Annotated in this window: 14 protein-coding genes; 13 read left to right on the top strand and 1 reads right to left on the bottom strand. The window is 37.5% G+C overall.

Translation table 11 applies throughout. The annotated features are described in order from the left end of the window. Positions 1 to 11: 11 nt before the first annotated feature. The 8 genes from IGK03_RS10440 to IGK03_RS10405 all read left to right on the top strand — a co-directional run bounded on the left by IGK03_RS10440 (position 12) and on the right by IGK03_RS10405 (position 6,525). Positions 12 to 920, top strand: coding sequence for a F0F1 ATP synthase subunit gamma (locus IGK03_RS10440; RefSeq protein WP_002359606.1), 909 nt, complete (start codon positions 12 to 14; stop codon positions 918 to 920). 73 nt (positions 921 to 993) lie between these two features. Further along, positions 994 to 2,400 carry a F0F1 ATP synthase subunit beta gene (atpD, locus tag IGK03_RS10435; protein ID WP_002356558.1) on the top strand — a complete coding sequence of 469 codons (1,407 nt, stop codon included), beginning with the start codon at positions 994 to 996 and terminating at the stop codon, positions 2,398 to 2,400. A gap of 16 nt (positions 2,401 to 2,416) precedes the next feature. Next, entirely contained in the window at positions 2,417 to 2,836 is a 420-nt protein-coding gene (locus IGK03_RS10430; RefSeq protein WP_002356559.1) for a F0F1 ATP synthase subunit epsilon, read from the top strand. Between the two features lie 188 nt (positions 2,837 to 3,024). Continuing rightward, positions 3,025 to 3,261 (top strand): DUF1146 family protein, encoded by a 237-nt coding sequence (locus IGK03_RS10425; protein ID WP_002356560.1) that lies wholly within the window; start codon positions 3,025 to 3,027, stop codon positions 3,259 to 3,261. Between the two features lie 102 nt (positions 3,262 to 3,363). Then, the gene (gene murA, locus IGK03_RS10420; protein WP_002356562.1) at positions 3,364 to 4,665 is read left to right on the top strand and encodes a UDP-N-acetylglucosamine 1-carboxyvinyltransferase; all 1,302 of its coding nucleotides are present in this window, start codon (positions 3,364 to 3,366) and stop codon (positions 4,663 to 4,665) included. Between the two features lie 13 nt (positions 4,666 to 4,678). Beyond that, positions 4,679 to 4,855 carry a DNA-directed RNA polymerase subunit beta gene (locus IGK03_RS10415; RefSeq protein WP_002356564.1) on the top strand — a complete coding sequence of 59 codons (177 nt, stop codon included), beginning with the start codon at positions 4,679 to 4,681 and terminating at the stop codon, positions 4,853 to 4,855. A 127-nt stretch (positions 4,856 to 4,982) separates the two neighbouring features. Beyond that, entirely contained in the window at positions 4,983 to 5,351 is a 369-nt protein-coding gene (locus tag IGK03_RS10410; protein WP_002356567.1) for a PTS glucitol/sorbitol transporter subunit IIA, read from the top strand. 4 nt (positions 5,352 to 5,355) lie between these two features. Continuing rightward, positions 5,356 to 6,525 carry an AI-2E family transporter gene (locus tag IGK03_RS10405; protein ID WP_002381494.1) on the top strand — a complete coding sequence of 390 codons (1,170 nt, stop codon included), beginning with the start codon at positions 5,356 to 5,358 and terminating at the stop codon, positions 6,523 to 6,525. 61 nt (positions 6,526 to 6,586) lie between these two features. Here IGK03_RS10405 and IGK03_RS10400 read toward each other — a convergent pair whose 3' ends face one another. Beyond that, positions 6,587 to 7,213: an FMN-dependent NADH-azoreductase gene (locus IGK03_RS10400; protein ID WP_002367152.1), complete on the bottom strand. Its 627-nt coding sequence runs from the start codon at positions 7,211 to 7,213 to the stop codon at positions 6,587 to 6,589. Between the two features lie 301 nt (positions 7,214 to 7,514). Between IGK03_RS10400 and licT the strand changes: the two genes are divergently transcribed. From licT to IGK03_RS10375, 5 genes are all read left to right on the top strand, one after another. Further along, positions 7,515 to 8,357 carry a BglG family transcription antiterminator LicT gene (gene licT / locus IGK03_RS10395; protein ID WP_002359608.1) on the top strand — a complete coding sequence of 281 codons (843 nt, stop codon included), beginning with the start codon at positions 7,515 to 7,517 and terminating at the stop codon, positions 8,355 to 8,357. A 161-nt stretch (positions 8,358 to 8,518) separates the two neighbouring features. Next, positions 8,519 to 10,399, top strand: a complete 1,881-nt coding sequence (locus IGK03_RS10390) for a beta-glucoside-specific PTS transporter subunit IIABC (protein WP_202334889.1) — start codon at positions 8,519 to 8,521, stop codon at positions 10,397 to 10,399. A 24-nt stretch (positions 10,400 to 10,423) separates the two neighbouring features. Next, positions 10,424 to 11,869 carry a glycoside hydrolase family 1 protein gene (locus IGK03_RS10385; protein WP_016618409.1) on the top strand — a complete coding sequence of 482 codons (1,446 nt, stop codon included), beginning with the start codon at positions 10,424 to 10,426 and terminating at the stop codon, positions 11,867 to 11,869. Between the two features lie 181 nt (positions 11,870 to 12,050). Then, positions 12,051 to 12,620, top strand: coding sequence for a guanylate kinase (locus tag IGK03_RS10380; RefSeq protein WP_002367148.1), 570 nt, complete (start codon positions 12,051 to 12,053; stop codon positions 12,618 to 12,620). Between the two features lie 147 nt (positions 12,621 to 12,767). Then, positions 12,768 to 13,445: a TetR/AcrR family transcriptional regulator gene (locus IGK03_RS10375; RefSeq protein ID WP_002367146.1), complete on the top strand. Its 678-nt coding sequence runs from the start codon at positions 12,768 to 12,770 to the stop codon at positions 13,443 to 13,445.

The raw sequence follows: 13,445 nt of genomic DNA, 5'->3' as shown, positions 1-13,445 counted from the left end.
GGTGAGCAACATTGGGTGCTTCATTAAATGAAATCAAACAACGCATTGCATCAACAAAAAAGACAAGCCAAATTACTAAAGCGATGCAAATGGTTTCTGCAGCCAAATTGACAAAGTCAGAAGGCGCCTCTAAAAGCTTTCAAGAATATTCTTCAAAAATTCGTAGTGTCGTTACGCATTTAGTAGCTGCTCAGTTAAGTGAATTACGTGAAACAGAACAATCTTCTCTTAGTGAAGGGAACTATCATGTGATGTTAGCACAACGACCTGTCAAAAAAACAGGCTATATCGTTATCACTTCTGACAAAGGGTTAGTTGGTGGCTACAATAGCTCAATCTTAAAACAAACCATGAGTATGATTCAAGAAGACCATGATTCTAATAAAGAATATGCCTTAATCGCCATTGGTGGTACAGGGGCGGATTTCTTTAAAGCACGCGGAATCGATGTTTCCTATGAGCTAAGAGGCTTAACGGATCAACCAACGTTTGAAGAAGTCCGTAAGATTGTGACAACGGCAACGACTATGTACCAAAACGAAGTGTTTGATGAATTGTATGTTTGTTATAATCACCACGTTAACTCACTAACGAGTCAGTTTCGTGTGGAAAAAATGTTGCCAATTACTGATTTAGATCCATCAGAGGCGACCTCTTACGAACAAGAATATCTTTTAGAGCCTTCACCTGAAGCAATCTTGGATCAATTATTACCACAATATGCAGAAAGCTTAATTTATGGGGCGATCATTGATGCGAAAACAGCAGAACATGCTGCTGGGATGACCGCCATGAAAACAGCCACTGACAATGCGCAAAATATTATTAGCGATTTAACAATTTCTTATAACCGTGCTCGTCAAGGGGCGATTACCCAAGAAATTACAGAAATTGTTGCTGGTGCAGCTGCACTAGAATAATCTAGTCTTACGTTTGAACGTGTATAAAAACGTTCAAAGCGTGTGACTTTATGAAGACTGGAGGAAAGAAATTATGAGTTCAGGAAAGATTGTTCAAGTAATCGGTCCCGTTGTTGACGTGGAATTTTCATTAGATCAATCCTTACCCGATATTAACAACGCTTTAGTCGTTTATAAAAATGGCGAAGCAAAACAAAAAGTAGTACTTGAAGTCGCTTTAGAACTAGGTGATGGAGTGATTCGTTCTATCGCCATGGAATCGACAGATGGTTTACAACGTGGAATGGAAGTTATCGATACAGGAAAATCAATTTCAGTTCCTGTTGGTAAAGATACATTGGGTCGTGTGTTTAACGTTTTAGGAGACACAATTGACTTAGAAGCGCCATTCCCTGCAGATGCTGAACGTAGTGGGATTCATAAAAAAGCGCCAGCATTTGATGAATTAAGTACCAGTAATGAAATTTTAGAAACAGGGATTAAAGTTATTGACTTATTAGCACCTTATCTAAAAGGTGGTAAAGTCGGACTTTTCGGTGGTGCCGGTGTTGGTAAAACCGTCTTAATTCAAGAATTAATTCATAATATTGCCCAAGAACATGGAGGGATTTCCGTCTTTACTGGTGTTGGTGAACGGACACGTGAAGGGAACGACCTGTACTATGAAATGAAAGATTCAGGCGTTATTGAAAAAACAGCCATGGTTTTTGGTCAAATGAACGAACCACCAGGTGCACGGATGCGTGTGGCCTTAACTGGGTTAACGATTGCTGAATATTTCCGTGATGTGGAAGGACAAGACGTGCTATTATTTATTGATAACATTTTCCGTTTCACCCAAGCCGGTTCAGAAGTTTCTGCCCTTTTAGGTCGGATGCCGTCAGCCGTTGGTTACCAACCAACCTTAGCGACTGAAATGGGACAATTACAAGAACGGATTACTTCAACGAAAAAAGGATCAATTACCTCTATTCAAGCAATCTATGTTCCAGCCGATGACTATACCGATCCAGCGCCAGCAACAGCGTTTGCCCATTTGGATGCAACAACTAACTTGGAACGTAAATTAACCGAACAAGGGATTTATCCAGCGGTAGATCCGTTAGCTTCATCTTCTAGTGCCTTGGCTCCTGAAATTGTTGGAGAAGAACACTACGAAGTGGCTACCGAAGTGCAACATATTTTACAACGTTACCGTGAATTACAAGATATCATCGCTATTTTAGGGATGGACGAATTATCAGATGACGAAAAAGTACTTGTTGGTCGCGCACGCCGTGTTCAATTCTTCTTATCTCAAAACTTTAACGTTGCTGAACAATTTACAGGTCAACCTGGTTCTTATGTACCAGTTGCGGAAACAGTTCGTGGCTTTAAAGAAATTCTTGAAGGTAAACATGATAATCTGCCAGAAGAAGCCTTCCGTAGTGTCGGTAAAATTGAAGATGCCATCGAAAAAGCGAAACAATTAAACTACTAGAAAGGCGGCAAACACAATGGATAGTCTTACTGTGAATGTAGTAACGCCGAATGGTCTAGTTTATGACCACCATGCAAAAATCGTTGTGGCGAAAACAACAGATGGTGAAATTGGTATTTTACCAAAACATGCGCCAATCATCGTTCCGCTAGCGATTGATGAAGTCCGCATCAAACGGACCGATTCAGATACACATGTTGACTGGGTAGCTGTAAATGGTGGTATCATGGAAGTCCGTGATAATGTCGTTTCTATTATTGCCGATAGTGCTGAACGTGAACGAGATATCGATGTACCTCGTGCTGAACGAGCAAAACAACGAGCAGAACGTTTAATTGAAGAAGCCAAAGCAAAAGACGACCGCGATCAACTACGTCGTGCGACTGTTGCTTTGCATCGTGCAATCAACCGGATCAACGTATCGAAACATGGGTAAAAAAGGCTGAAGGATTCAGTCACTTTTGTAGAGTTTAAGGCGCTTGCTATTGAGTCAGGTGCCTTAAACTCTATTTCTTCGTATTTTTTAATAAATAGTGTCAAATTTTGGCATTTCAAGTGGATTAATTATCGGTTTTTATTATTTTGTGATAAAATGTTCCTACGTTAGAAAAAAGGAGGCTCCTTATGCAATACTATGGAGTAGATGCTATTGTTCGAATCGTTAGTCATCTTATGTTCATTTACATAAGTTTTTGGGCGTTGCAATCATTGCGTATTGAGCAATTTTTCAAAACCCAATTTACACCGCAAATTAGAATGTTGATGGTATTTTTCGCCATCGCTATCGGATACACAGTTAGCTCGTTTGCTTTAGAATTGATTGCGCTTTGTCGAAATCTTTTCATTGTGTATTTTCCTTAAAAATTGAAAAATAAAAAAAGGTACAATTTTTAGTTGAATAATGGTATAATAGTAAAGATTTTGAATAGGAATACCTATTCTCATTTTTTTGGGGGGAACAAAATGGAACAAATTATTGTTCATGGTGGTAATACAAAATTAGAAGGAACTGTAAAAATTGAAGGCGCCAAAAACGCTGTTTTACCAATTTTAGCAGCTACTCTTTTAGCTGAAGAAGGCGTTACTACTTTAAAAAATGTACCAATTTTATCTGATGTATTTACAATGAATCAAGTAATTAAGCATTTGAATGTAGCCATTGATTTTGATGAAGACGCGAATGAAGTAACAATAGACGCAACACAACCTTTAGGGATCGAAGCAAACTATGAGTACGTTAGTAAAATGCGTGCTTCTATCGTTGTAATGGGACCTTTATTGGCTCGTAATGGCCATGCCAAAGTGGCAATGCCAGGTGGCTGTGCCATTGGGAAACGACCAATTGATTTACACTTAAAAGGCTTCCAAGCATTAGGTGCAAAAATCATCCAAAAAAATGGTTATATTGAAGCAATTGCGGATGAACTAATCGGTAACACTATTTACTTAGACTTCCCAAGTGTCGGCGCTACGCAAAACATTATGATGGCTGCTGTTCGTGCGAAAGGAACAACCATCATTGAAAACGTCGCTCGTGAACCTGAAATCGTTGACTTAGCAAACATTTTAAACAAAATGGGGGCCAATGTTATCGGTGCTGGAACAGAAACGATGCGTATCGAAGGCGTCGATAAATTACATGCCGTAGAGCATTCAATCGTTCAAGATCGAATTGAAGCAGGTACGTTCATGGTAGCTGCAGCAATGACTGAGGGAAATGTTTTAATTGAAGAAGCAATTTCTGAACATAATCGTCCGCTAATTTCTAAATTAACTGAAATGGGTGCAATCATTGAAGAAGAAGAAAACGGCATCCGTGTAATTGGACCAAAACATCTAAAACCAACAGATGTTAAGACAATGCCGCATCCTGGTTTCCCAACAGACATGCAAGCACAAATGACAGCGATCCAAATGTTTGCTGAAGGAACAAGCATCGTGACAGAAACAGTCTTTGAAAATCGTTACCAACACTTAGAGGAAATGCGTCGAATGAACGCTGACTTAAAAATTGACGGCAACATTGCCGTTATTAATGGTGGCAACGAGTTACAAGGAGCAGCAGTGGAAGCCACTGATTTACGGGCAGCTGCCGCATTGATTTTAGTAGGGTTACGTGCAAATGGCATTACACGTGTCTCTAATTTGAAATATTTAGATCGTGGCTATTATGAGTTCCATAAAAAACTTCAAAAATTAGGCGCGAACGTTGAACGTGTCAATGATGAAAAAATTGAAGAAAAACAAGCAACGACAGTAATCTAAAGGAGTCAAACGTATGAGTTCATTTCGTTATATTTTAGTAACATTATTGAAAATTCTAGTGGTCATTTCGTTAGTCATTATCTTATTTGTTGTGGGAACAATGATTGGTTATGGTTTGATTGGAAATGGGAATCCAATGGATGTCTTTGATGAAAAAATTTGGACTCATATTATGAACTTCTTTAAATAAAAACTTATTTTAAGGCGGTGAACAAAAGTCAATTGACGATTGTTCACCGCCTTTTCTTTTTCCTGAATATCTATTTTATTCTATGCTATAATAATAGAAGTAAGATAATGAAGGAGTGGGATGGAAGATGCAAGCAACCGTAACAGAAATAGGCAAACATGCAATCGATGATTCAGAAAAAATGATTATTCTTTTTGGAGAAACTGCTACCGATACCTTGAAGCAACATGCAGTTATTCAATCATTCCCAGAAAAAGACCAAGTTACCTTGGCAGAAGGAGATCATCTGAAAATTGGCGATACAAACTATACAATCACAAAAGTGGGTTCTTTTGCCAATAGTAACTTGCAGAGTATCGCTCACAGCACTTTAATCTTTGCTGATGCACCAACCGATGAGGATGATGTTATCCGAAATGGTGTTTATTTAACGCCCCATCAGTTACCAAAGATAACTATTGGAACAACAATTGATTATTTAGTAAATGGAGCGTGAATCAATGGATAAAAAACAAACGACTGATAAACGCCTGTCTTGGTTTTGGCGTTGGTTTTTAAATAATCAAGTAGTAACAGCCTTACTGATTGTCTTATTGGTGCTGTTAATTATTCTAACTTTTACGAAAGTTTCTTATTTATTTAAGCCCGTCTGGCAGTTTTTCGGCGTTGTCGGCTTACCAGTAATTATGGCGGGGATTTTATATTATTTATTAAATCCAATTGTCGATTATTTAGAGAAAAAACAAATCTCACGTGTCTGGAGTATTATCGGCCTATTTATTTTAATTGTGGCACTACTCATTTGGGGTGGTATTGTAATCGTTCCTAAAATTCGTGAGCAATCTGTCAGCTTTGTGAATCATTTTCCTCAATATATTGATACAATTGATCAAAAATCGCAGGAAATATTAAGTGATCCACTTTTCGCGCAATTTAGAGAACAACTTGAAGCGGCAGGCGATAAAGTTGTCAGTTCGTTAGGTACCATCATTAAAAACGTCTCAACGTTCACAGTACAAGGAATTGGTAATTTCTTTGGGGCGGTGGCTACGATCTTTGTCGCCATCATTACGATGCCGTTTATTCTATTTTATTTACTGAAAGATGGCAAAAACTTAGCGCCATATTTAATGAAGTTTTTACCAGTGAAGATGCGTAAACCAACCTTAAAAGTTCTTGCAGAAGTCAATGATCAAGTCTCTTCTTATATTAGAGGACAGTTAACTGTCGCTTTCGCAGTGGCAATTATGTTTATGATTGGTTTTTCTGTCATTGGCTTAGATTATGCAGTCACTTTAGGTATTGCAGCAGGCTTTTTAAATTTAATCCCTTATTTAGGGTCATTTTTAGCAATGATTCCAGCAGTCTTTTTAGGAATTGTCAGTGGGCCAGCCTTGTTAATTAAAGTCTTGATTGTTTTTGCCATTGAGCAAACGGTCGAAGGTCGGTTTATTTCACCACTTGTCCTAGGCAGTCAGTTATCCATTCATCCAGTCACCATTTTGGTTGTTTTATTAACGTCTGGTAAACTATTTGGGATTGTCGGGGTGATTTTAGGAATTCCTGTTTATGCCGCAGCTAAGGTGATAATTACACACATTTTTGAGTGGTACCAAATTGTTTCCGGTTTGTATGATGAAGATAAGCCAGATCAACAAGAATCTACGTAACAAAAGAGACAAGCAGTGAATGAACTGCTTGTCTCTTTTTGCTGTAAATCACTCGGAAAATTTAGAATGTTTTACCGTATTCAGTTGCTTTGGTCATGGCAGTATTTAAAAGTTCTTCCGCACGATCAGGGAAATGATCGATTCCTTCGATGAATAATCCGTCGACTTGATCAACACCAATAAAGTTTAGAATCGCTTTAATGTATTGAGAAGCAAAATCTTTTCCTTCGTAGAAGCCGCCATTTGATTGGATGTGTAAGGCTTTTTTACCACTTGTTAGAGGTTTTGGTCCTTCTGCAGTATATTGGAATGTTTTTCCAGCAACGTTGATTGTATCTACCCAAGCTTTTAAGCGTGTCGGTACGTTTAAGTTCCACATTGGATTAGCAATTACTACTTTGTCTGCAGATAAAAATTGATCAGTTAATTCATTAAAACGAGCCACTTTTTGTTGTTGGTTTTCGCTTAATGTTTCAAACGCTGCGCCAGCGCGAAGTGCACCCCAAGCAGATAATAATTCTTCATCGATTTCCGGCATGTTTGTTTCTGGTGCATAAACATCTAAAATTTCGATTTCGTCTGATGGATTTGTTTCACGGTATGAAGCTAAAAATGTTTCTAACGCACGAACTGAGCGTGATTCTTCTTTTGTTAATGGATGTGCTTTAACAACTAATAATTTTGACATTGTGTAATCTCCTTAAAATAAATAGTTTAAAAATTCAACATCTCTATTTTACTAATAAAAAGTAAGAGAAAGCAAGTCTTTTTTTTACTTTTAGTAAACTTTTTTTTTAAATGGATCAACAGAGTAAAAAATAAATAAAAATATTTTTTTGGAAAGGCTTGCATATTAAAAAAAAGCATGCTATTATTACTTTGTAAATAAGGATTGTTACTGCTTTGCAGGCAAAACCAGAGTCTTCCATTAACACAATCAGTGGAGGGATTCTGGGCTTTTTTTATAAAAAAGTGAGGTTGCATTCATCATGAGGATTGAAAAAGTTTTAAATAATAATGTCGTGCTTTCAAGAAATGAGCAAGGCGAAGAAATTGTTTATATGGGACGCGGCTTAGCCTTTCAAAAGAAGATTGGAGACACGATCAATCCAGATTATGTTGAAAAGGAATTCGTGTTAAAGGACTCCGCTATGGCAGGACAATTCCAGCAGCTGTTTGAAGACGTCCCCACCAAAGAAGTAGAAGTCGTCAAACAAATCGTTGATTTAGCAGAAACAACGCTAGCGATTGAGCTTTCATCAAATATTTATTTAACTTTAACGGATCATATTCACTATGCGTTACTTCGAGCCAAAGAAGGAATTGATATTCCGAATCCTCTTGTATTCGAAACACGTAAATTTTATCCTAAAGAATTTGAAATCGCAAAGCAAGCATTAGCGATTATTGCTGAAAAGCTAGGGGTTCAATTTTCAGAAAATGAAGCGGGCTTCATTGCTTTTCATATTGTGAATGCTGAACAAGGAAATGGCAATATGGAAGTTACCATGGAAGCAACCAAGATGGTTCGTGATATTTTAACGATTATTAGTCGCTACTTTGGACAGGTGTTTGATGAAGATTCATTGAACTATCAACGAATTGTTACACATCTTCAATATTTTGCGCAACGTTATTTAAAACAAGAAGCGCATGATGAGGAGGACGAATTTCTTTTTGCATTGGTCCAAGGAAAGTATCCTAAGGCGTTTCAAGCGGTCCAACGTATTAATGAGTATTTATTAAAAAGCTATGATCGACCAATTGATCAAGCGGAAATGATTTATTTAACCATTCATATCCAAAGAGTGGTCAATGATAAAAAAGCATAACAACCAATAATCGCGGATTGTTACTGATAATGCAGGCAAAACCTAGATTGAAAAACCGATAATGATTTTCGCAGACTGCGCAGCTGTGAAGAGAAGGATCTGGCTCTTTTTCAATGTAGGTTTTTTTGATATTAAAAATTAATGGAAATGAGGATCTAGAGATGAGTAAAAATCAAGAAATTGCAGCACGTGTGTTAAAAGCTGTTGGGGGCGAAGGCAACGTTAATAGTGTTGTTCACTGTGCTACGCGCTTACGTTTTAAATTAAAAGATGAAAATAAAGCAGATACAGCTGCATTGAATGCTGACCCAGATGTTATTCAGGTAGTTCAAAGTGCAGGACAATATCAAGTGGTTATTGGCAGTCACGTTAGTGATGTCTATAAGGATTTGATGGCCAACAGTGGACTAGGTAATGATTCTGATAATAGAGAAAAAGAAAGTGGCGGAAATATTTTTAACCGTTTAATTGATATTATTTCTTCTATTTTTACACCGTTTTTAGGTGCAATGGCCGGCGCTGGGGTTCTAAAAGGCTTCTTAACATTAGCTGTAACTATGGGCTGGTTAGCTGACACTTCAGGCGTATATCTTGTTCTCTTTTCGATTGCAGATGGCTTATTTACTTTCTTACCAATTATGTTAGCGTTTACGGCTGCTAAAAAATTCAATACTAATCCCTTTTTAGCGGTTGCTTTGGCGATGGCCTTAGTTCATCCCAGCATTACTGCTTTAGCAGGCAAAACAATTAGCTTTGTTGGTCTTCCAGTGATTATTGGGCCAAGTGGCTATACTTCTTCGGTTTTACCAATTATTTTGGCTGTTTTTGCACAAAGTTATGTAGAACGTTTCTTCAAAAAAGTAATTCCGAGTTTTCTACAAATTATCTGCGTTCCGTTAGCTGTTTTCCTTATTATGGCACCTGTTACCTTCTTAGCTATTGGTCCTATCGGGACGGTCATCGGCGATTGGTTGGGACAAGGATACAACGCAATTTACGCTTTTAGTCCAATTATCGCAGGGTTATTAATGGGTTCGTTGTGGCAAGTCTTGGTAATGTTTGGTATGCATTGGGGCTTTGTACCAATTATGATGTTAAACTTAACACAAGGTGGCGATACGATGGTACCAATGTTATTACCAGCCGTTATTGCACAAGGCGGGGCTGCTTTAGCTGTCTTTTTCCTAACAAAAAATGTGAAATTAAAAGGTTTGGCTTTGTCTTCAAGTATTACGACTATTTTTGGAATTACTGAACCAACTGTATATGGCGTGACTTTACCATTGAAAAAACCATTTATTGCAGCTTGTATTGGTGGCGGTATCGGTGGAGCATTTGTGGCTATGAATCACGTGAAAAACTTTACGTTTGGCTTGGTTAGTATGTTGAGCTTGCCTGGCTTTATTCCTGCAGAGACAAAAGATACTGCACCGATGATTACTGGTGCAATTGGTGCCGGAATTGCCTTTATCATTGCGTTTGTCTTAACGTTTGTCTTACGTTTTGAAGATCAACCTAATCCAGAAATAGCAACTGAAAAAACAGAAACTGATAAGATGGTGGCACCTGTAAAAACGAATCAAGAAGACAAAATTATTTTAGTAAGTCCACTTCAAGGTGAAATTTTACCGCTAGAAAAAGTACAAGACCCTGTTTTTGCGTCAGGTGCTTTAGGAAAAGGTGTTGCAATTGAGCCGACTGAAGGCAAACTATATGCACCCGCAGATGGTGAAATCACCACATTATTTCCGACAGGACATGCTGTTGGCTTGACGACAACAGAGGGCGTTGAATTATTAATGCATATTGGCATGGATACGGTCGAATTAGATGGTAAAGGCTTTGAATTATCAGTGAAACAAGGTGATTCTGTTAAAAAAGGAGATTTGCTGGTTACTTTTGATATTGCTGCCATTAAAGAAGCTGGTTATCCAGTAGTTACACCGATTGTGGTAACGAATACGAATGATTATTTAGATGTTTTGGATATGAACCAAACAGACGTGTTACATGGTGAAGACTTTTTAGCCATTATTAAATAAAAGACAATTGGAGGAGGAACAAGTATGACAACAACGACAAAATTTCCAAAAGGATTTTTATGGGGCGGTGCGACCGCAGCCAATCAATTAGAAGGGGCTTACTTAGCCGATGGTAAAGGGTTATCTGTGGCAGATGCGATGCCTGGAGGAAAACAACGTTTCGCTATTTTAGGAGATGAAGCGTTTGATTGGACGATTGACGAAACGAAATATCGCTACCCTAATCATACAGGAATTGATCACTATGATCGCTTTAAAGAGGACATTGCGTTGTTTGCTAAAATGGGCTTTAAATGTTATCGCTTTTCAATTGCGTGGTCGCGTATTTTTCCACAAGGAGATGAAACACAACCGAATGAAGCCGGCTTGAAATTTTATGATGCGGTTATCGATGAATGTTTAAGCTATAACATTGAACCAGTAATTACGATTTCTCATTATGAAATGCCACTGCATTTAGCGAAAGAATACGGCGGGTGGAAAAATCGTCAATTAGTTGACTTTTATGAACGTTTTGCGGAAACTGTTTTAACACGTTACCACCAAAAAGTTAACTATTGGATGACATTCAATGAAATTAATTCAGCTTTTCATTTCCCAGCACTTAGTCAAGGATTGGTGAAAAGCAATGGAGCCAATGATTATCAAAACATTTTCCAAGCCTGGCATAATCAATTTGTTGCAAGTAGTAAAGCTGTAAAAATTGGCCATGAATTAAATCCAGAATTAAAAATTGGATGTATGATTATTTATGCAACAACGTATGGCATTGATTCGAATCCAGTCAATCAAGTTGCTACAATGATTGAAAACCAAGAGTTTAATTATTATTGTACAGATGTTCAAGTTCGTGGTGAATATCCAGCATACGCAGAACGCATGTATCAAAAATATGCTGTGAAAGACTTAATTATTGAAGAAGGAGATTTAGAATTATTAAAAGAATACCCAGTGGATTACATTGGCTTTAGTTATTATATGTCGACTGCTGTCGATGTTACTGGCACTACCAACGATACAGCAAATGGGAATCTTTTAGGCGGCGTTAAAAATCCCTTCTTAGAAGCAAGTGAATGGGGTTGGCAAATTGATCCCGAAGGCTTACGAATTGCCCTAAATGAATTATATAATCGTTATCAAAAACCTTTATTTATTGTGGAAAACGGCTTAGGTGCAATTGATAAAGTAGACGAAAATTTCTATGTGGCAGACGACTATCGGATTGATTATTTACGTCGTCATATTGAAGCAATGGCAGAAGCAGTTGCAGACGGCGTCGATTTAATGGGCTATACGCCGTGGGGCTGTATCGATTTAGTCAGTGCTTCCACAGGTGAAATGAGTAAACGGTATGGGTTTATTTACGTTGATTTAGACGATGAAGGAAATGGTACTAAAAACCGTTATGAAAAAAAATCGTTTAATTGGTACAAACAAGTTATCGAAACTAATGGACAAAACTTAGACTAGTTATTGTAATTAAACAAAACAAGATAAGCGTAGCAGGTTGTTGCTTCTGTTCCCGCCGTTTATTAATTTTTAAGCTTGGGCCAAAAATCCAAAGTGATTTTTGGCCCAAGCTCTTTTTTGTCAATTTTTCAAAATAGTGCACAATACGTTATAATAGAAACAACTGAGAGGAGCGTTTCTAATGATTAAGCAATTACAACATCCATTTTTTGTTATTATGGGTCCTAGTGGTTCTGGCAAGACCGCAATTACAAGTAAGGTTTTTCCGAAAAACTATAAAGTTATCTCGCATACTACGAGGAAAAAACGGTTGGATGAAGTGGATGGTGTGGATTACTATTTTGAAACAAAAGCAAGTTTTCAAACCTTGATTGAAACCAATCAGTTAGTGGAGTATGATTTTTACCATGGAAACTATTACGGTGTCGGTGTAGCTGCCATCGTTGAAACAACGAAAGAGCATCCAGCCTATAATGCGTTAACTTTTCCAGGCTTTCAAGCGGTCTTTGAGCGTTTTGGCGAGTCCGTCATTCCAGTTTTTTTTGACGTTTCAAAAGAAAATATTTATCAACGTTTAAAGCAACGAGAATCTGATCCTAAAATTATTGAAGAACGTTTAAACCTTTATGATCAAGAAATTCTTATCAAAAACCAATTGGAACAATATCCTAATTATCAACGAATAGATGCCAATGGACCTATAAAAGAGGTCGCTGGCTTGTTACAAGAATGCATCAAACACTATTATTAATCAAGCAACTGGTGAGACAGAATCTAACATCAATTTTGTCTTGCTAGGTGCTTGATTTTTTTTGTAAAAAACTTGCATTCTGAATAGAGAGTGCTATAATGACATGGTGTCATATGACAATGTGTCATAAAAGGGAGGAACACAAATATGCCTACGAATACGTTTTTTCATTTGCCAGAAGAAAAGCAACAACGCTTATTAGATGCTGCGCAAATTGAATTTTCACGCCATTCTTTACAAGAAGCGTCAATTGCAAATATTGTTAAATTAGCGGAAATTCCTCGCGGTAGCTTTTATCAATATTTTGAGAACAAAGAAGATTTGTATTTTTATTACTTTGCGACATTAAGAAAAAATAGTGAACGAGATTTAGAGAAACAAATTATTGCAGAAAATGGTGATTTAATCGAAGCCATGGATGTCTATTTCTCCAAAATGATTGTCGAAGTGCTAACGGGAGAGAATGCTTCTTTCTATCGGAATTTATTTGTCAACATGGATTATCGTGCTTCACGTCGGGTGACGGATAATTTAGCGACTGGAGAAGAGGAAAAAAATAGGAAACAGCACTGTCATAAGCATAGAGGAAGAAAAGGCCATGCTGCCTATGCAGAACATCTTTATCAAATAATTGATCGTTCGAAATTAACCATTGAAACGCCAAAAGAATTCACATGGTTCATGCAGACGGCGATGCATGCCGTTTTCTCAACAATTGTTGATGGGTATCGTCAACAAAGAGAAAATACTGCCTATGATTCAACTGAAGCAGTCAAACAATTAAAAATGAAATTAAATTGGTTGAAAAATGGCGCTTATAAGTAG

The sequence above is a fragment of the Enterococcus sp. DIV2453a genome (genome assembly GCF_050533535.1).
Lineage (GTDB): Bacteria > Bacillota > Bacilli > Lactobacillales > Enterococcaceae > Enterococcus > Enterococcus faecalis.
The sequence above is the reverse complement of the archived record's forward strand: the minus strand, read 5'-3'. Positions and strand labels throughout refer to the sequence as shown.

Coding starts and splice junctions, on each gene's coding strand:
- murA (WP_002356562.1), top strand. CDS start 3,364: ATGGAACAAATTATTGTTCATGGTGGTAATACAAAATTAGAAGGAACT.
- IGK03_RS10375 (WP_002367146.1), top strand. CDS start 12,768: ATGCCTACGAATACGTTTTTTCATTTGCCAGAAGAAAAGCAACAACGC.
- IGK03_RS10425 (WP_002356560.1), top strand. CDS start 3,025: ATGCAATACTATGGAGTAGATGCTATTGTTCGAATCGTTAGTCATCTT.
- atpD (WP_002356558.1), top strand. CDS start 994: ATGAGTTCAGGAAAGATTGTTCAAGTAATCGGTCCCGTTGTTGACGTG.
- IGK03_RS10385 (WP_016618409.1), top strand. CDS start 10,424: ATGACAACAACGACAAAATTTCCAAAAGGATTTTTATGGGGCGGTGCG.
- IGK03_RS10410 (WP_002356567.1), top strand. CDS start 4,983: ATGCAAGCAACCGTAACAGAAATAGGCAAACATGCAATCGATGATTCA.
- IGK03_RS10405 (WP_002381494.1), top strand. CDS start 5,356: ATGGATAAAAAACAAACGACTGATAAACGCCTGTCTTGGTTTTGGCGT.
- IGK03_RS10380 (WP_002367148.1), top strand. CDS start 12,051: ATGATTAAGCAATTACAACATCCATTTTTTGTTATTATGGGTCCTAGT.
- IGK03_RS10390 (WP_202334889.1), top strand. CDS start 8,519: ATGAGTAAAAATCAAGAAATTGCAGCACGTGTGTTAAAAGCTGTTGGG.
- IGK03_RS10430 (WP_002356559.1), top strand. CDS start 2,417: ATGGATAGTCTTACTGTGAATGTAGTAACGCCGAATGGTCTAGTTTAT.
- licT (WP_002359608.1), top strand. CDS start 7,515: ATGAGGATTGAAAAAGTTTTAAATAATAATGTCGTGCTTTCAAGAAAT.
- IGK03_RS10400 (WP_002367152.1), bottom strand. CDS start 7,213: ATGTCAAAATTATTAGTTGTTAAAGCACATCCATTAACAAAAGAAGAA.
- IGK03_RS10415 (WP_002356564.1), top strand. CDS start 4,679: ATGAGTTCATTTCGTTATATTTTAGTAACATTATTGAAAATTCTAGTG.